We start from the raw sequence: 17782 nt of genomic DNA, 5'->3' as shown, positions 1-17782 counted from the left end.
GTGACGGTGCACCACGAGTGCGCCGTTTTTTTTGGGTGTTGGTTGCTGTGCCCACGATGTATGTGTCCGTACCGAAGCACGTTATGCTTGCGCGCCGTTGCGATCGGTCGCGGGCTCATGTCACCCAACAAGGAGATGTCGTTGAAGGATTACAAGTGGATTACCTACTTCATGGTTGGCTCGGTGGCCGTGGGTGTGGCTGTGACCGTGGGGGTGCTGGTGGCCTATGGCATGAACCTGGGAGCGATTTCTTCGTCAGCGGCCGACTGGGGCAATTTCGGTTCGGTGTTATCCGGTGCATTCACCTTGCTGGGCTCGGTGACAACGTTCGGCACCCTGGTTTTTCTGCTGATCCAACAGCGCAGGAACGAAGAGAATCAGCGGGCGCAGGAGACTCAACGGCAGGAGGCTCAGGACAAGCATGACAAGGTGATTTCCCGGCAGCTTGAAGCGCAGACCTTCGAGCAGTACCTCAAGCACCGCGAGGTGTTTTTCGACCGGTTGGAAAGTCTCGAAGCCACCTTCAACCACACCGTGCGCTTCACCAACAAGGATGCCTTGTACCAGTCGATCTTCCCTCGTAACTGCCCCACTCATTGCAGCTATGACGTCGATCTGTCGTCCGACCAGGAGCAGGCAGCGGGATTGGGCCAGTTGCACGGGAATCTGCTTGAACTCAGGGGCCTGATGCGTACCCGGCCTTTTCAGGATGGGCAGGGGTTCTCAATCATCGACATGATGTGGCGGATTCGTCAGCAACTGCACATCGCCTATCTGCCTGATGCGGTGGATGGGGACATTTCGCTGGGGGGCGTGAATCTTGGCATCAATCTCTATGCGTTGAGGGAGTCGCTGGAGGTCATCGTCTTGACGGTGAATTCGATCCTGTTCTACTCGGGGAACAAGGAAGTGGAACCCTTCGACGGGGCGCTGAAGGACTTGGTCCTGCGGCGCGCAATGATCGCTGAGACGCTGGGTTTTCGTTTTTCTCAGAATTCCTACCGCGTGCGAAAAGACGCTCCGGGGCTTGTCGAGTTGGAACAGTTCTATCGTCACATTCTGCAACTGCCACGTGCTTTGCGCGGTGCTGCGTTTGAAAAGATTTGTGGCACTTTGGATGTGTTGTTTGGCTCGAAGCACGAGGTTGGCAAGCTGAGTAACTACAGGTTCTTCAACTCGGTGCTCAAGAGCAGTATCCGCTTGCCCATGAATGACTTCTTCGCTGAGTTGGATGGGCAGGAAGAGCCGTTGGTCCTGCTGAGAGCTTGCCAAACTTCATTGGACCTTGCTTGGCGCGTCTCTTATCGCGCCGATGAAGCGGAGCAGGAGCCCAGGCTCAGATGAGCCTGGCCCTTATGTTGACTTCTCGCTTTACCACATGAACTTCAGCTCAACCCCCAGGTAGTTGCTGTCATCCCCACCGGCATCGCGCAGCGCCTGGCCGACCTGGTAGTGCACCGCTTCGACGGCGCCGGACAGGTTGCGGTTGAATGCATAGTCCAGCCGTAGCTGGTCGTAGTACCCGGTCCAGCGTCCACCTTGTCCAGCGGTGCCGGCCACCGGCAGGTTCGGTTGGGTGTAGACGGCATCTTCGGTGGTCTGGCGCCAGAGCAGGCCGACGGCGGCCTGGACCGACAGGTCGGTGACCGGCTTGACGGTGATCGACGGTTTGACGTGGATCAGGTTGCTGTAGCCGGTGTAGCCCGCCAGGGAAAAGTAGTAGCCATTGGGGAACAGCGGGTTGAAGGTGTTCAACGTGCCGTCGCCAGGATGGCGGTCACCCGACGCTGCGTCGAGTTGCAGGCCCAGGCGCGGTTTCCACGGCGTCGATTGCCAGGTGTAGCCCAGGCGGCTGCCACCGCCCCAGGCACGAATGTCCTTGGAACCGACCGAGCCGCTCTGCACCATCGCTTCCACGTCCCAGTCGTAGGGGCCCGAAGATCCCCCCAGGCGTACGTCGAAGATATTGCGGTGCTCGTCGCCCTGGGCATCCAGGAAGCGCGCATCGCGTTCCTCATACAGGCCGTAGTACGCCGACAGCTCGTTCTTGCCGCCGATCAGTCGTTCGACCCGCAGCATGTGGAACGCCACGTCCGAGTTGGATTTGTCGTCGAAATGCCGGCCGTCCAGGTACTGCACCGGATGGCTGGCCAGGCCGATGAAACGCCAGTTCTCGGTCTCCCAGTCGCCCCACACCGCATCGAACGACTGACGCACGTTCGGGCCATCGCGCGAGGAGATGAAGCGCTGCAGGTCGAAGGCGAAATCCTGGCGGCCGATCCGGGCCTTGAGGGTGTGGTCGGTCTGCTGGTCGACGTACTCGGCGAAGGCCAGGCGCAGGTCGAGGTGGTTCTGGTCGGCACCGCCGATGGTGTCCTTGCCGAAGGCGCGGGCGTCCTCCAACTGGGTGAAGACACGCCAGTGTTCGTTCAAATGCAGGTCGGCGTGGGCTTGCAGGCGCTGGATCAGCCAGGAATCGCGGCGGCGGCCACCGACGCCGAAGCCGTTGGCGTCGTTGAGTTCGAAACGCTCGCGCAGAGTCGCCCCGAACGACAGGTAGCTGTCCGGGTTGTCCGAAGACAGCGGAATGTACTTGAGGTCGTCCAGCGGCGCGGTCTTGAGGGCCGGGTTCTGCAGCACCGACCAGTCTTCCTGCCAGCGATTGGTTTTCAGCACCGGGCGTTCGGCGGGTTCGGCGGCGTGGCCGCTGGAAACTCCCAGCGGCCACAGCACGGCCAGAGCCCAGGCATAGCGGTTATGCGAAGGGCGTCGGCTCATGGTTCACCTCTCTTCAGGTCACTTGGCCGCGATGGGCTGGTGGATCTCGGCGACATAGCCACCCGGGAACTCGACGATGGCCGACTGGCGTCCCGGCTCGGCCTTGGGCTCGACGACCAGGCGAGCACCCGAGCTCTCGGCCTTGGCGACCGTGGCGGCCAGGTCGCTCACCTCGTAGCCGGTGGTTTCCCGACCGTACGGGTAGGGCAGGTGGCCGTCGGTGACGAACACCACCATCTTGCCGAAGTCGGACTCCAGCTTGACCCGGCGAATGGCCTTGCCCGGCTCGCCGACCACCGCGCCGTCCAGGCGTTTTTCATCGGCCACGACCTTGCCGTGGGAGAAACCGACGAAGCCCTTGATGAAGGCCTCGGCACGCTGTTCGGAAAGGTACACGCGGTTCTCCGGCACGGTCTGGAACGGCGCGTAGTCCGGGGTCTTGGTGTGCCAGTAGAGCTGCATGTTCACGCCGCCCGGCCACTGCACCACGGCGTCGCGGCCGATCGGATCGGGGAAGTCGTGGACGATGACGTCGGCGCCATGCTTCTTGGCTTCGGCCAGGGCGACGTTGAGGTCCTTGACCAGGTAACCGTTACGCTCGGCGCCGAAGGGGTACGGCACCGGCGTTGTGAAGCCGAACAGCGACACGGTGCCGACCGGCGTCTGCAGCAGCTGCGAGGTGGTGCTGCTCGGCACCGGCAGGACGTTGACCACCACTTGCGGGGTGCTCTTGCCGCCGAAGGTGGCGAGGAAGCTCTTGACGAAGGCGTCCACGTCGGTCGGTGCGACATACACGTGGCTGGTGTCGTATTGCGGGGCGACGGCCACGCTGGAGGACGTCGCGGCGTGCGCCGACAGCGAGGCGGTGAGGCCCAGCGCCAGGGCCAGGGAGAGCGGTTTGAGTGAGTGTTTCATTGAATACCCTTTCATTGGAGGTTGGCGGTGAGGACGCCCACGGCGAACGTCGGGCGCCACATCGTTCCGGATGGCTTGAGAGTCAGGGCTATCGGGTTGCGGTAGTTCGGGGCGGGGAGGGAGCGCGCGGGGCTCCATCCAACGATGGGCGATCGCTTATTCGGCGGCCAGCCACGACGCCAGCCAGCGGGTCACCTTGGGCATGATCAGGTAGGTGACCAGGCCGACGATGCAGGCGGTGATGATCAGGTTGCTCGGCACGATGCCGCCCAGCACGGGGTTGGCCTGGAACACCGGGCCCCACAGTTGCGGAATGACCATCGACAGCGGCGCGATCACCACGTAGCTGAGCAGCGCCTGTTTCCACTTGGGCGGCTGCCTGGCGTCGGCGTGGTTGGGGGTGAACCAGAACTCGGCCTGGCTTTCGATCTCGGGGTGGTCTTGCTCTTCCAGCATCGGCGCGACTTCGCGGATCAGTTGCTCGCGCAGTTGCGAGTTGATCCAGGCCTGCAGGCGGGTGGAGTCGATGAAGCGCACGATGGTGGTGAAGGTGTTGTCGGCGTCGCCGGGGCGAATGACGTTGACGCCCAGGTGACCCTCCTGCGACATGGCCGCGCGTACCGAGGTCTTGAGCCAGGCTTCGTACTCGGCCAGGTACGCCGAGCGGACCCGGTGCCGAACCACCAGGGTCACGATGTCATGGGGGGCGGTCAGGGTCGGCATCGGGCAATCTCGCAGAAAAGGAACATGAGCCAGAGGATAGAGAGTGAGAACTATCCGTGATTGGACTCCTGTGCTGTTTTCCCCGAACCGGTGGTCACTCGCTCAGCGTCGGCACGAACATCCCGGTCTTGACGTTGCTCATCGACACCAGTGTCTTGAAGCGCTTGACGTTGTTGTTCTCGAAGAACAGCTGCCGGGTCAGCTCGGTGTACTGCTCCATGTTGCGCACCAGCATGATCAGCACGAAGTCGCACTCGCCGGCGACGTAGTAGCACTGCTGTACCTGGGGGCAGGCCAGGAAGCTTTTCTTCATGTCGTCGAGCAGGTCCAGGCGCTCGTTCTCCACCTCCACCTCGGTGATGACCGTGAGGGTGTAGCCCAGCACCTGGGCGTCGACCTGGGCCACCGTGCCCTTGATCACTCCCTGGGCGGAGAGTTTCTTCAGGCGCCGGTTGACGGCGGCGGAGGACAGGTTGACCTGCGCCCCCAGGTCCAGTTGCGAGGTGCCGGCGTCGCGTTGCACCGCGTCGAGCAGTGCCAGGTCGAAGTGATCGAGGTCCATGGGGAGCCTTCCGTAAAGCAGCGGCGATAGAAGCCTTGAAGGCGCAATAAAATTGCATCTAACGCCTGAAAATCAAGCTTTTCGTACGCCGGATGCGAATAAAATTCTTCCATGATCGATAGCGGGGGCTGCGCCGACCGGTGCGCGGTCCCGGAGGAACGGGCGGATGAAGGCAAGTACACAACTGCAATTGAACGGTCCGCTGCTGCTGCAGCAGATCCAGGCGCTGGGCCAGGTCGGTGTCGATGCCGAGCAGGGTGGCCGCACCCGGATCGCCTTGACCGATGCGGAAAAGGCCGGTCGCGACCTGCTGGTCGGCTGGATGCGCGAACTCGACCTCGATGTCCAGGTCGACCGCATCGGCAATATCTTCGGCACCCTGCGTTCGGCCAGCGACAGCGGCGAACAGCGGCCGCTGATGATGGGCTCGCACATCGACACCGTGACCAACGCCGGGGCGCTGGATGGCTGTTATGGCGTGCTCGCCGGCCTGGCGGTGATTCGTGCGTTTCGCGATGCCGGCGTGCGGCCGCAGCGCTCGATCACCGTCGGCGCGTTCACCAACGAGGAGGGTGTGCGCTACCAGCCGGACATGATGGGCTCGCTGGTCCATGCCGGTGGCCTGGCGCTGGACGAGGCGCTGAACAGCATCGGCACCGACGGCACGCGGCTGGGCGATGAACTGCAGCGCATCGGTTATGCCGGCTCGCTGGAGCCGGGCGCCATCGTGCCCCATGAGTACATCGAGTTGCACATCGAGCAGGGGCCGATTCTCGAAGCCGAGCACACCCTGATCGGCGTGGTCGAGAACCTGCAGGGCATTTCCTGGCAGCAGGTCGAGGTCAAGGGCAACGCCAACCACGCCGGCACCACGCCGACCCGCCTGCGTCATGATGCCGGCTTCGTCGCCAGTGCCATCGTCGCCCAACTGCGCACCATCGCCGTCGAAGCCGGCTCGACGCTGGCCACCGTCGGCTGCATGAAGTTCGAGCCCGACGTGATCAACGTTATCCCGCGCAAGGCGACCTTCACCGTCGACCTGCGCGACCCGGATGAAGCCCGGCTGGTCAGCGCCGAGCAACGCCTGCGCCGCTACCTCGACGAGATAGCCGAGCGCGAAGGGGTGAGCATCCGCACCGAGCCCCTGGTGCGCTTCCAGCCGGTGATCTTCAATGCCGAACTGGCCGACGAGATCGAGGCCAGCGCCCGGCGCTTCGGCTTCAGCCATCGGCGCATGACCTCCGGTGCCGGCCACGATGCCCAGATGATCGCGCGCATCGCGCCGGCGGCGATGATCTTCGTCCCCAGTCGTGGCGGCATCAGCCACAACCCGCGCGAGCACACCGATGACGAACAGTTGATCCAGGGCGCCGAAGTCCTGCTCGACGTCGTCAGCCGCCGCCTCGGCGCTTCCTGATTCCACCTGTTCACCCCGAGCCGCCGAAGCTTGTGTTCAGCGGTCTCGGTCCCCCTTTGCCTGTCAAAAGGAGTTCCTGATGTTGATCGCCAACCCCAAGGCCACCCGCCAACCGTACCCCGACTCGCTGAAAGCGGTCATGAGCATCGCCAAGGCCGGTGAGAGCCGCCAGTGGCTGGCGCCCTGGAACCGCTTGAATGCCGGTGCGACGCCGTTGTACGCGCTGCCCGACCTGGCCCGCGAGCTGGGTATCGCGCAGTTTTCGGTCAAGGACGAGTCGGCCCGCTCGGTGCTCGGCAGCTTCAAGGCGCTGGGTGCGCCGGTCGCACTGTTGCGGCTGATTCTGGCGACCTTCCCCGAGCAGGGCTTCGAACCGCACCAACTGCTCGAAGGCCAGTACGCCGATGCACTGGCGGACTTCACCGTGATCAGCGCCACCGACGGCAACCATGGCAAGGGCCTGGCCGCCGCGGCGCAGAGCATCGGTTGCCGCTGCGTCATCGTCCTGCATGCCAATGTCAGCATCGAGCGCGAGCAGGCGATCGCCGCCTATGGCGCGACCATCGTGCGTATCGCCGGCAACTATGACGAGTCGGTGGAGGAGGCCGCGGCGCTGGCCCTGGCCAATGACTGGATCGTGGTCTCCGACACGTCCTATGAAGGGTATGAGGTGATCCCCCGCGATGTGATGCAGGGCTACGGCACCATCGCCGCGGAAATTGTCGAGGCCACTGCGGGGGGGGCCACCCCGGCGTTCAGCCATGTGTTCCTGCAAGGCGGGGTCGGTGGCCTGGCCGCCGGTATCGTCAGCTACCTGTGGGAACAATATGGCGCGCAACGCCCGACCTTCGTCATGGTCGAGCCGGCGCAGGCCGACTGCCTGTACCAGAGTGCGCTGCAAGGTCAGCCGGCCAAGGCCACCGGTTCGGTGGACTCGGTGATGGCCGGCCTGGCCTGTGGCGAAACCTCGCCGCTGGCCTGGCGGTTCCTCGAATTGAGCGTCGATTTCTTCATGACCATCGAGGACGACGAAGCCGTGGCCGCCATGCGCCGCCTGGCGGCCGGCAGCGCCCGTGACATTCCGCTGGTGGCGGGCGAGTCCAGCGTCGCCGGCCTGGCCGGCCTCACGCGGCTGCTCCAGGACGGCGGCGCAGCGGCCGACATCGGTCTCGACGCCGACTCCCGGGTGCTGATCATCAGCACCGAAGGCGCCACCGCACCCGGGGTGTACGCCGAGCTGCTGGGCGAAACCGCCGCCTCCGTCCTGGGCCGCCAGCAGGCCTGGACCCCGACGGCCTGATCCTTCCTCGCTGTTTCCGGCGGGCCGGGTCATGCCGGTCCGCACCTCGCTCCCCACAAAAAGAATAATCGGAGATTCCATGAGCAAGATAAAACGTGACATCAGCCCCTGGTCGCTGATGCTGACCGGCCTCGGCTCGATCATCGGCTCGGGCTGGCTGTTCGGTGCCTGGCACGCCTCGGCGATTGCCGGGCCGGCGGCGATCCTGGCCTGGATCATCGGCGCGGTGGTGGTCCTGGCGATCGCGCTGACCTATGCCGAAATGGGCGCGATGTTCCCCGAGTCGGGCGGCATGGTGCGTTATGCCCGCTATTCCCATGGCTCGCTGGTCGGCTTCATGGCCGCCTGGGCCAACTGGATTTCCATCGTCTCGGTGATTCCCATCGAGGCCATCGCGTCGATCCAGTACATGGCGTCCTGGCCGTTTCCCTGGGCCCGTGCACTGGTCCTGAACGGCGAATTGACCACCAGTGGTCTGGTCGCCAGCGCCGGCCTGGTGATGGTCTACTTCGCACTCAACTACTGGGGCGTGAAGCTGTTCGTCAAGACCAATACGGCGATCACCGTGTTCAAGCTGGTGGTGCCGGCCCTGACCGCAGTGGCGCTGATCTCCACCCGTTTCAACACGGAAAACTTCGGTGACGGCAGCCTGGCGAGCTTCGCCCCCTACGGTTGGTCGGCGGTGTTCACGGCGGTGGCCGCCAGTGGCATCGTGTTCAGCTACAACGGCTTCCAGAGCCCGGTCAGCCTGGCCGGGGAAGCACGCAATCCGGGGCGCAGCATTCCCTTCGCGCTGATTGGCTCGGTGGTGATCGCGCTGGTCATCTATGTGTTGCTGCAGATCGCCTTCATCGGCGCAGTCAGCCCGGACAGCATCGTCGAGGGCTGGCACCGGCTGAACTTCGATTCGCCCCTGGCACAGCTGGCCCTGGCGTTGAACCTGAACTGGCTGGCCATGCTGCTGTACCTGGATGCCTTCGTCAGCCCGTCGGGCACCGGTTCGATCTACACCGCGACCACCGCGCGGATGATCTACGCGATGGAGAAGAACAACACCCTGCCCAGGATCTTTGGCCACCTGCACCCGCTGTACGGCGTGCCGCGCCAGGCGATGTGGCTGAACCTGGCGGTGAGCTTCCTCTTCCTGTTCTTCTTCCGTGGCTGGGGCATCCTCGCGGCGGTGATTTCCGTGGCGGTGGTCATCTCGTTCCTGACCGGGCCGATCAGCCTGATGTCGTTGCGCATTCATGCCGCCGACATCCCGCGCCCACTGCGGCTGAAGGGCATGAGCCTCATTGCGCCGTTCGCCTTCATCTGCGCCTCGCTGGTGCTGTACTGGGCGCGCTGGCCGCTGACCGGCCAGGTCATCCTGCTGGTGATCGGTGCATTGCCCCTCTACTTCTATTACCAGATGAAAAGTGGCTGGACCGGTTTTGCCCGTGAACTCAAGGCGGCGCTCTGGCTGATCGGCTACCTGCCGGCCATGGCCCTGGTGTCCTTTATCGGCAGCCAAGCCTTCGGTGGTATCGGCCTGCTGCCCGAGGGTGTGGACATGGCCGTGGTCGCCGCGGTGGCGTTTGCCTTCTACCGGCTCGGTGTCAGCAGCGGCTACCGCACGCCCTACCTGAGCGAAAGCGTGGTCTGGCAGGGCCAGGCACTCGTGGACGCCAGCGCTCCCTCTCCGTCGGCGGACCCGCATTCGCCGCTGGCCAACTGATCAAAGGAACCTGCAGATGATCGACGATCACGCGTTCGAACAGCGTTTGAAACAATGGCGGCACGGCTTTCACCGCCAGCCGGAAACCGGCTTCGAGGAGTTCACCACCTCCGACGAGGTCGCGCGGATTCTCACCGATCTGGGTCTGGAGGTGCACCGTGGCATCGGCGGCACCGGCCTGGTGGCGAGCCTCACGGTCGGCGACGGTCCGGGGGTGATCGGCCTGCGGGCCGACATGGATGCGCTGAACATCACCGAACAGGCCCACGGTCGTGAGCATGCCTCGTGCACGCCTGGCAAGATGCACGCCTGTGGGCATGACGGGCACATGGCGATGATTCTCGGCGCGGCGCAGCTGCTTTGCACCCGGCGCGACTTCAATGGCACCGTGCGCTTCATCTTCCAGCCGGCGGAGGAACATGGCCGTGGCGCCAAGGCGATGATGGCCGACGGCCTGTTCGAGCGGTTTCCGGTGGACGCCCTCTATGGGGCGCACAACATGCCGGGGATGCCGGCCGGCCACATCGCCACGCGGGTCGGCGGGATCATGGCCAGCGAGGACAACTTCGTCATCCGCATTCAGGGCAAGGGCACCCATGCCGCCCGGCCGCACATGGGCATCGACCCGCTGGTGATCGGCGCCCAGATCGTCCTGGCACTGCAGACCATCGTCTCGCGCAATGTCGACCCGAGCCTCTCGGCGGTGATCTCCTGCACCGAGTTCATCACCGACGGCATCCGCAACGCGATCCCCACCCATGTCACGATCATGGGCGATACCCGCAGCTACAGCCCCGAGGTGCAGCGCCTGCTGGAAACGCGCATGCGCGAGATCAGTGAAGGCATCTGCCAGATGCATGGAGCGCATTGCGAGTTCGAGTACACTCATGAGTTCGCCCCGACGGTGAACTGGGCGGACAACACCGCACTGGCCGTGGCGGCGGCTCGGCGGGTGGTGGGTGAGCAGGCCGTGGATGCGGAGGTGTCGCCGATGATGATCTCCGAGGACTTCGGTGCCTTCATTCAGCAGGTGCCGGGCAACTTCGTGTTCATCGGCAATGGGGCGCAAGGGGAGGAGGGGGCGACGCCGTTGCACAACGCCGCCTATGACTTCAATGACGCGATCCTGGCGACCGGTGCGCGTTACTTCGCTGAAGTGGTGCGCCTGAGCTTGCCGGCCTGAGGTTTTTCCAGGGTGTTCCTGTGGTGCGGCTGATGGCCCTGTCGCGGGCAAGCCGCGCTCCTACAGGGACGGTGTCGTACGCAGAGTTTGCGAACGCCTCATGTCTGTAGGCGCGCGGCTTGCCCGCGAAGGCGCCAGTCGCCTTCCTTATCAGCCAATCGCCTGACGCGCAGTGGCCAGCGCAGGCTGCGGCCGGCGGGTAAACACCCCCAGCGCCACGATCAGCGCCGCCAATGCCAGGGTCGCGGTCACCTCCATGCGGTGCTCCGGCATGTTGAACATCACGCCCAGGGCGAACACCACGAACGCGATCACCAGCCAGGTCAGCCACGGGAACAGCCACATGCCGAAGGCGATGGTCTCACCGCGTTTCTGCCGCTGGGCACGGCTGCGCAGTTGGCTGACGGCGATCACCAGGTACACCAGCAGGGCGATGGAGCCGGAGGTGGCGAGCAGGAAGTCGAACACCGCCTTGGGCGCGAAGAAGTTGACCACGGTGGCGAGCATGCCGATCAGGGTGCTGGCGACCACGGCGGCACGCGGGACGCCGGCGGACGAGGTACGCTGGATCAGCGATGGGGCATCGCCGCGCTTGGCCAGGGAGAAGACCATCCGTGAGGAGATGTAGATCGACGAGTTCAGGCAGCTGGCGACCGCCACCAGCACCACCATGTCCACCAGGGCCTTGGCGTAGGGGATGTTCATGATTTCCAGGGCGCGCTGGTAGGAACCCTGCACCGGCAGCAGCGGGTCGTTCCACGGCACGATGGAGATGATCATGAAGATCGACAGCAGGTAGAACACGCTGATGCGCCAGATCACCGAGCGGGTGGCGCGGGTGATGTTGCGCTCCGGGTCACGCGACTCGGCGGCGGCGATGGTCACCGCCTCGGTGCCGACGAAGCTGAACATGGTGGTCAGCAGGGCGCCGATGATCGCGGTCCAGCCGTTGGGCATGAAGCCGCCGTGGGCCTGGGTCAGCTGGCTCAGGCCGCTGACTTCCACGTTCGGCAACAGGTGGGCCAGGCCCGCCGCGCCGAGGACGATGAAGGCGACGATGGCGATGACCTTGAGCATGGCGAACCAGAACTCGAACTCACCGTACTTGCTGACGCTGAAGAAGTTGGTGGCGGTCAGCGCCACGGTGATGCCCAGCGCGTACACCCAGCTGTCGAACATCGGCAGCCAGTGGTTCAGCACGTTGCCGGCGGCGATGGCCTCGATCGGAATCACCAGCACCCAGAACCACCAGTACAGCCAGCCGATGGTGTAGCCGGCCCAGCGGCCGATGGCCTGGTCGGCGTAGGTGGAGAACGAACCGGTGTCGGGGTTGGCCACCGCCATTTCGCCGAGCATGCGCATCACCAGTACCACCAGGGCACCGGCCATGACATAGGCGAGGATCGCGGCGGGGCCGGCGGAGGCGATGGCGTGGCCGGAGCCGACGAAGAGTCCGGCGCCGATGATGCCGGCGATGGACAGCATGGTGATATGACGGGTCTTGAAGCCTTGCGCGAGGCTGTCGCCTGCGCCGGAGGTAGGCATGGTCATCGTTGAAGCCCTTCTTATTGAAATTGTTGAGGGCAACGCCTGTCATAGCCGGGGCTAGAAGGGCGATGTCGCCTATTACGCTAAGCAGGGTGGGTTCGGCGGGGATGTTCCAGATCGTCGTAAACGTGTACGTGAGCGTCGTTTATCGATTCAGTGGCGCGGCAATGAGGTGGGAAAGGGGGACGGAAGGTGCGAGATAGAGCCCCACACGCCGCGGGCGCGGCGCGTGGGGGTGAAACGTACCGCCTGGATCAGTTGGCGTCGATCCAGATGGTTTTCAGCTCGGTGTACTGGTCGTGCGCCCACTGGGACTTGTCGCGACCGCCGAAACCGGACTGCTTGTAGCCACCGAACGGCGTCGAGGCATCGCCTTCGCCGAAGGTGTTGACGGTGACGATACCGGCACGGATTTCACGCGACAGGCGCAGCGCGTTGCGCAGGCTGCCGGTGTAGGCCGAGGCGGCCAGGCCGTAGATGGTGTCGTTGGCCAGCTCGATCGCCTGGTCGAGGGTCTTGAACGAGGTCACGCTCAGCACCGGACCGAACACCTCCTCACGGAACAGGGTGTTGTCGGACGGCACGTTGTCGACCACGGTCGGCTCGACGAAGCCGTCGGCGGCCTTGCCACCGAAGATGATCGACAGCTTGTCGCCGGCGGCCTTCTCGATGTAGCTGCGGACTTTTTCGAAGTGCGACTTGCTGACCAGCGAACCCAGGCGGTTGGCCGGGTCCAGCGGGTCGCCCAGGCTCCAGTCGCGCAGTTGCACGCCGATGCGCTCGAGCAGGGCGTCCTTGATGTCCTCGTGGACGATCAGGCGCGAGGAGGCCGAGCAGTTCTCGCCCATGTTCCAGAAGGCGCCGTTGACCACGTGGCGGGCCACGCGATCCAGGTCCTCGACGTCGTCCATGACCACGGCCGGGTTCTTGCCACCCAGCTCCAGCACGATGCGCTTGAGGTTGGACTCGGCTGCGTATTGCAGGAACAGGCGACCGGTGTCGGTCGAGCCGGTGAAGCTGACCATGGTCACGTCGTCATGACGGCCCAGGGGCTCGCCGACTTCCTTGCCACCGCCAGGCACGACGTTGAACACGCCGGCCGGGATGCCGGCCTGGTGCGCCAGTTCGGCGACGCGCAGGGCGGTCAGGGTGGTTTCCTTGGCGGGCTTGACCACGATCGAGCAACCGGCGGCCAGGGACGGGCCGATTTTCCAGGCCAGCATCAGCAGCGGGAAGTTCCATGGCAGCACCAGGCCGACCACACCGATCGGCTCGCGCACGACCATGGTCAGGGCGCCCGAACCGGTCGGGGCGCTGGCGTCGTAGATCTTGTCGATCAGCTCGGCGTGCCAGCGCAGGGTGTGGATGGTTTCCGGCACGTCGGTGGCCTGGCATTCGCCAACCGGCTTGCCGCTGTCCAGGCTTTCCAGCACGGCCAGCTCGTGCGAGTTGTCTTCCAGCAGTTGGGCGAAGCGCAGCAGCACGTGCTTGCGCTCGCCCGGCGAGAGCAGGTGCCAGCGACCGTCGTCGAAGGCTTCCTTGGCCGCGGCCACGGCCACGTCGACGTCAGTGCTGTCGCAGGCGGTGATCTTCGCCAGCAACTGGCCGTTGGCCGGGTTGAAGGTGTCGAAGGTGCGACCGGTCAGGGAGTTGCGGAACTCGCCACCGATGTAGGCCTGGGTCGGGAACTTCAGGTTGGCGGCGATCGCCGCGTATTCGTCCTTGCTCAGTACGTCGGCCATCTGCTTAGGCTCCCTTGATTGCGGCGACTTTGGCCTTGAGGGTCTTGATGATTTCCTGCAGGGCGGCTTGTTCCTGCTCGTCCAGGCCGCTCAGCGGAGCGCGCACGCCACCGGTGACCAGGCCGTTGAGGGCCACGCCGTGCTTGATCGACTGGACGAACTTGCCACCTTCGAGGAAGTCCATCAGCGGCATCATGGCGGACATGATCTTGCGGCCCTTGGCGAAGTCGCCTTCCAGCACGCAGGCTTCGTACAGGGCGATGTGTTCGGCCGGGATGAAGTTGGAGCCGGCGCAAACCCAGCTGCGCGCGCCCCAGGCGAAGAATTCCAGGGCCTGGTCGTCCCAGCCGCAGGACAGGGCGATTTGTGGGTAGCGCTCGCCGAAGTGGTGGATGCGGGCGATGTCACCCGAGCTTTCCTTGATCGCGACGATGTTGCGGCTGCCGCTCACGGCGTCGAAGAACTCGGGGCCCATGTCGACGCTCATGCGGCCAGGGTAGTTGTAGAGCATGATCGGCAGGTCGGCGGCGCGGTCGACGGCCAGCACGTGGTTGGCGATTTCCTGCTGGGTTGGCAGCGCGTAGGGTGGCGAACCGACCAGGATGGCGTCGGCCTTGGCAGCCTTGGCGGCTTCGGCGTAGGCCACCGACTCTTCGGTGCGGATGGCGCCGGTGCCGATCACCAGTGGGGTGCGGCCGTTGAGCACTTCGGCGGCCAGGCGGGTCAGGTCCAGGCGTTCCTGGATGCTGTGGGCGTAGTACTCGCCGGTCGAGCCGCCGATGATGATGCCGTGGACCTTCTGCTCCACCAAGTACTCCAGGACTTGGGCGAAGGCGCCGGTGTCGATGGAGCCGTCAGCGGCCAGGGGGGTGATCGCGGGGGTAAAGATACCGTCGAAGTTCATCATTGTTCTCCAGAGAAACAAGGGTCGGGATGACGCCGCCAGCGAACGTGGTGCTGGCGGCGTCGGTGCTACTCAGTTCTTAAAGGCAGTCAGCAAAAAAACGGTCAGTTCAGCGAAGCGGCCTGCTGCAGGTTCAGCGAGCGGGTTTCCGGTGCCAGGGCCCAGGAGAAGGCCAGGCCGACGAAGGTGACGATGGCGGCGGCGTACATGGTTTGCTCGATACCGAAGTTGTCGAGCGCCGCCGGTACCAGCCAGGTGCCGACAGCGGCGCCGATACGCGACATCGAGGTGCCGACGCCCACGGCCTGGGCACGGATCTCGGTCGGGAAGATTTCGTTCGGGTACACCAGTTGCAGCACCTGGGCACCGCCGATGAACAGCGCGTAGGCGCCGAACAGGGCGAGGATGACCAGGCCCGAGGCGTTGTGCGAGGCGCCCAGGGCGAGCAGGGCCAGGCCGGACCAGAAGAAGCTGTGGATCAGCATCTTGCGCCGACCCAGGCCATTGATCAGGCGGGTGGCGACGATGCAGCCGACCACGAACAAGAGGGTGATCGCCACCGAACCGACCGACGCCAGGGTGCCGTCCAGGTTGAGCGCGCGCAGCACTTGCGGGGCGAAGGCGTACACGGCGAACACCGGGATGACCGAGCAGGTCCAGAACATGGTCACGAACAGCATGCGCTTGCCGTAGCCCGAGTGCAGCAGGCTGAGGATCGAGACTTTGCGCTCGGCCGGCTCTTCTGGCAGGTTGGCCAGCGAGTACGACGGACCGAACACCTGCTGGATGATCGCTTCGGCTTCCTGGGCGCGGCCTTTCTTGAGCAGCCAGCGGGGCGACTCGGGGGTGCCCAGGCGTACCAGGAACAGCAGGGCGCCAATCACCGCGGCACTGGCCAGAACCAGGCGCCAGGCATCGGGACCGGCGAAGTGGATCAACAGCTCGCCGACCAGGTAGGCGAAGGCGGCACCGGCGAACCAGAGGATGGTCAGGGTGGCCAGGCGTGGACCGCGATACTTGCGTGGCAGGAATTCCACCAGCAGGGCGGTGGCGACCGGGTATTCGATCCCGATGGCCACGCCCAGCAGCAGGCGGGCGATGAAGATCTCTTCACCGGATTGGGCCCAGAGCTGGGCCAGCGAGCAGAGGATGAACAGGGTCGGGCCGACGAAGAAGATGCGTTGACGACCGAAACGGTCGGTCAGCCAGCCGCCGACGAAACCGCCGAAGAAGATCCCGATCAGCGCCGAAGCGGCGATCAGGCCTTGCCAGAAGGCATTGAGGCTCAGGGCGGCGGCCATGTGCACCATGGCGACGCCGACGATGCTCAGTACATAGCCGTCAACGAAGGAGCCGCCGCCGGAACGCACGGTCAGGCGCTGGTGAAAACTGTTGAGGGGTGCGTCTTCGATCGAATGATTGTTGTTTTTCATGTGGTCTCCACGTGTTGATCGTTCGCGTGTCCGGCCGGGTGCAGGCAGGGCAGGACCGCACCGCGGCATCCGGGGATGCCACGGCAGGTGATTCAGGGGCCGTCGGGGAGGAGGGCGGCCTCAGCTTTCCGCGCCGGCGCGGTACTGGCCCCAGCGCAGGTTCATGTTCACGCCCATGGACAGGAACGGTTGTGGCGGGTTGGCACAAGGGCCCGGGGCCTTGAGCAGGTACTGGGTCAGTTCATCGTCCTGGCCGCTGAGCCAGTCGCCCAGCAGCTTGCCGGTGGCGGTGCCACGGGTGACGCCCAGGCCGTTGCAACCCAGGGCGCCGTAGACGTTCGGCGCCAGTTGGCCGAAGAAACCGTTGTGGTTGCGGGTCATCGCCAGGGCACCGCCCCAGGTGTATTCGAAGTCCACGTTCGGCAGCATCGGGAAGCGCCGGGCGTAGGAGGCGCGGTGACGCTCGATGAAGCGCTCCAGGTAGCGTTCTTTCGCACGGCCATCCGGGTTGAAGCTGAAGCTGTTGCGGATCAGCAGGCGCTGGTCCGGGGTACGGCGCACGGTGGTGCCGAACGGGTCGGCGGGGATGATGCCCCAGTACGGGTCGCCCCCCAGGCGCGCCTGCTCTTCTTCGGTGAGCGGGCGGGTGATGCTGGCGTAGGTGAAGATCGGCAGCATGCGGCCCTTGAGGAAGCCGAAGTACATGCCGAAAGCGTTGTTGGCCAGCACCAGGCGGTCGGCCTCGATGCTGCCGTTGGCATGCTTGAGCACGATGCGCGGGCTGTACTCGACTTCGAGAATCGGCGTGTGCTCGTACAGGCTGACGTTGCTCGGCAGGGTGTCGGCCAGGCCCTTGACCAGGGCCGAAGGTTGGATCAGCGCGGTGCCGGGGGTGAACAGCGCCTGGCGGTAGAAGGAGGTGCCGACCCGCTCGCGCAGGGCCTCGGCGCCGATCATCTCGCACGGCTCACCGAGTTTCTCCAGGCCGCGACGGTAGGCGTCGAGCACGGCCATGCCGCGATCTTCGACGGCCGCCTGGTACTTGCCGCAGAACTTCATCTGGCAGTCGATGCCGTAGGTGTCGACCAGTTGCTTGAGGTAGCGCTGGCCGGAGAGGTTCAGCTTGAGGACGGTCTTGGCGTTATCGATGTCGCCGATGTAGTCCTCGGCGCCGATATCGTGGGGCAGGTCGATGGCGAAACCGGCGTTACGCCCGGAGGTGCCGAAGCCGACCTCCTGCGCTTCCACCAGGATCACTTCGTCATTCGGATGACCCAATGCCAACTGACGGGCGGCGGCCAGGCCGGTGAACCCGGCCCCGACCACCACCCAGCGGGCCTTGGACTGGCCGGTATGCGCCGGGCGGGCCTGGCGCTTCTGGCTGAGGTGATACCAACCGCAGGTTTTGTCGTCGGCTGGAAGAGAACTGATCTGTACCATGGGCACCGCTCTATTGTTATTTGACATCACCCGCCGACGACACGAATCGTGGCGGAAAATCGGATGTATACATGTTGTATCCACAAATATGCGGCAGGTCGTCGCGGCTGTCGAGTGCCG

General features: G+C 64.7%; 14 protein-coding genes. 5 read left to right on the top strand and 9 right to left on the bottom strand.

What is annotated here, in order from left to right; all coding sequences use genetic code 11:
- The first annotated feature begins 141 nt into the window (after positions 1-141).
- Positions 142-1344, top strand: coding sequence for a hypothetical protein (locus HU752_RS21610; RefSeq protein WP_186675495.1), 1203 nt, complete (start codon positions 142-144; stop codon positions 1342-1344).
- Positions 1345-1371: 27 nt separating this feature from the next.
- On the opposite strand, the gene HU752_RS21605 is transcribed toward HU752_RS21610, so the two are convergent.
- The 4 genes from HU752_RS21605 to HU752_RS21590 all read right to left on the bottom strand — a co-directional run bounded on the left by HU752_RS21605 (position 1372) and on the right by HU752_RS21590 (position 4978).
- Positions 1372-2778, bottom strand: coding sequence for an alginate export family protein (locus HU752_RS21605; protein WP_186675497.1), 1407 nt, complete (start codon positions 2776-2778; stop codon positions 1372-1374).
- 18 nt (positions 2779-2796) lie between these two features.
- The gene (locus tag HU752_RS21600) at positions 2797-3693 is read right to left on the bottom strand and encodes a VOC family protein (RefSeq protein WP_186675499.1); all 897 of its coding nucleotides are present in this window, start codon (positions 3691-3693) and stop codon (positions 2797-2799) included.
- Between the two features lie 156 nt (positions 3694-3849).
- Complete coding sequence (locus tag HU752_RS21595; RefSeq protein WP_186675502.1) at positions 3850-4416, bottom strand: antibiotic biosynthesis monooxygenase; 567 nt, start codon at positions 4414-4416, stop codon at positions 3850-3852.
- A 94-nt stretch (positions 4417-4510) separates the two neighbouring features.
- On the bottom strand, positions 4511-4978 hold the full coding sequence (locus tag HU752_RS21590) for an Lrp/AsnC family transcriptional regulator (protein WP_186675505.1): 468 nt from the start codon (positions 4976-4978) through the stop codon (positions 4511-4513).
- 166 nt (positions 4979-5144) lie between these two features.
- Here HU752_RS21590 and HU752_RS21585 point away from each other — a divergent pair, with 166 nt between their 5' ends.
- The 4 genes from HU752_RS21585 (at position 5145) to HU752_RS21570 (ending at position 10595) form a co-directional block, all read left to right on the top strand.
- Complete coding sequence (locus HU752_RS21585) at positions 5145-6395, top strand: Zn-dependent hydrolase (RefSeq protein ID WP_186675508.1); 1251 nt, start codon at positions 5145-5147, stop codon at positions 6393-6395.
- A gap of 79 nt (positions 6396-6474) precedes the next feature.
- Positions 6475-7695 (top strand): diaminopropionate ammonia-lyase, encoded by a 1221-nt coding sequence (locus HU752_RS21580; protein ID WP_186675511.1) that lies wholly within the window; start codon positions 6475-6477, stop codon positions 7693-7695.
- A 79-nt stretch (positions 7696-7774) separates the two neighbouring features.
- Positions 7775-9412, top strand: a complete 1638-nt coding sequence (locus HU752_RS21575) for an APC family permease (RefSeq protein WP_186675514.1) — start codon at positions 7775-7777, stop codon at positions 9410-9412.
- Between the two features lie 16 nt (positions 9413-9428).
- Entirely contained in the window at positions 9429-10595 is a 1167-nt protein-coding gene (locus HU752_RS21570; protein ID WP_186675517.1) for a M20 aminoacylase family protein, read from the top strand.
- A gap of 150 nt (positions 10596-10745) precedes the next feature.
- Here the strand turns inward: HU752_RS21570 and gabP are convergent, their stop codons facing one another.
- The 5 genes from gabP to HU752_RS21545 all read right to left on the bottom strand — a co-directional run bounded on the left by gabP (position 10746) and on the right by HU752_RS21545 (position 17662).
- Positions 10746-12146, bottom strand: coding sequence for a GABA permease (gene gabP / locus HU752_RS21565; protein WP_186675524.1), 1401 nt, complete (start codon positions 12144-12146; stop codon positions 10746-10748).
- A 251-nt stretch (positions 12147-12397) separates the two neighbouring features.
- The gene (locus HU752_RS21560; protein ID WP_186675525.1) at positions 12398-13885 is read right to left on the bottom strand and encodes an aldehyde dehydrogenase; all 1488 of its coding nucleotides are present in this window, start codon (positions 13883-13885) and stop codon (positions 12398-12400) included.
- A 4-nt stretch (positions 13886-13889) separates the two neighbouring features.
- Positions 13890-14789, bottom strand: coding sequence for a dihydrodipicolinate synthase family protein (locus tag HU752_RS21555; protein ID WP_186675528.1), 900 nt, complete (start codon positions 14787-14789; stop codon positions 13890-13892).
- Positions 14790-14893: 104 nt separating this feature from the next.
- Positions 14894-16222 carry an MFS transporter gene (locus HU752_RS21550; protein WP_186675531.1) on the bottom strand — a complete coding sequence of 443 codons (1329 nt, stop codon included), beginning with the start codon at positions 16220-16222 and terminating at the stop codon, positions 14894-14896.
- Between the two features lie 120 nt (positions 16223-16342).
- On the bottom strand, positions 16343-17662 hold the full coding sequence (locus HU752_RS21545) for an NAD(P)/FAD-dependent oxidoreductase (RefSeq protein ID WP_186675534.1): 1320 nt from the start codon (positions 17660-17662) through the stop codon (positions 16343-16345).
- Between the last annotated feature and the right edge of the window lie 120 nt (positions 17663-17782).

Source organism: Pseudomonas vanderleydeniana, assembly GCF_014268755.2.
In the GTDB taxonomy this organism is placed as follows: Bacteria; Pseudomonadota; Gammaproteobacteria; order Pseudomonadales; family Pseudomonadaceae; genus Aquipseudomonas; species Aquipseudomonas vanderleydeniana.
The sequence above is the reverse complement of the archived record's forward strand: the minus strand, read 5'-3'. Positions and strand labels throughout refer to the sequence as shown.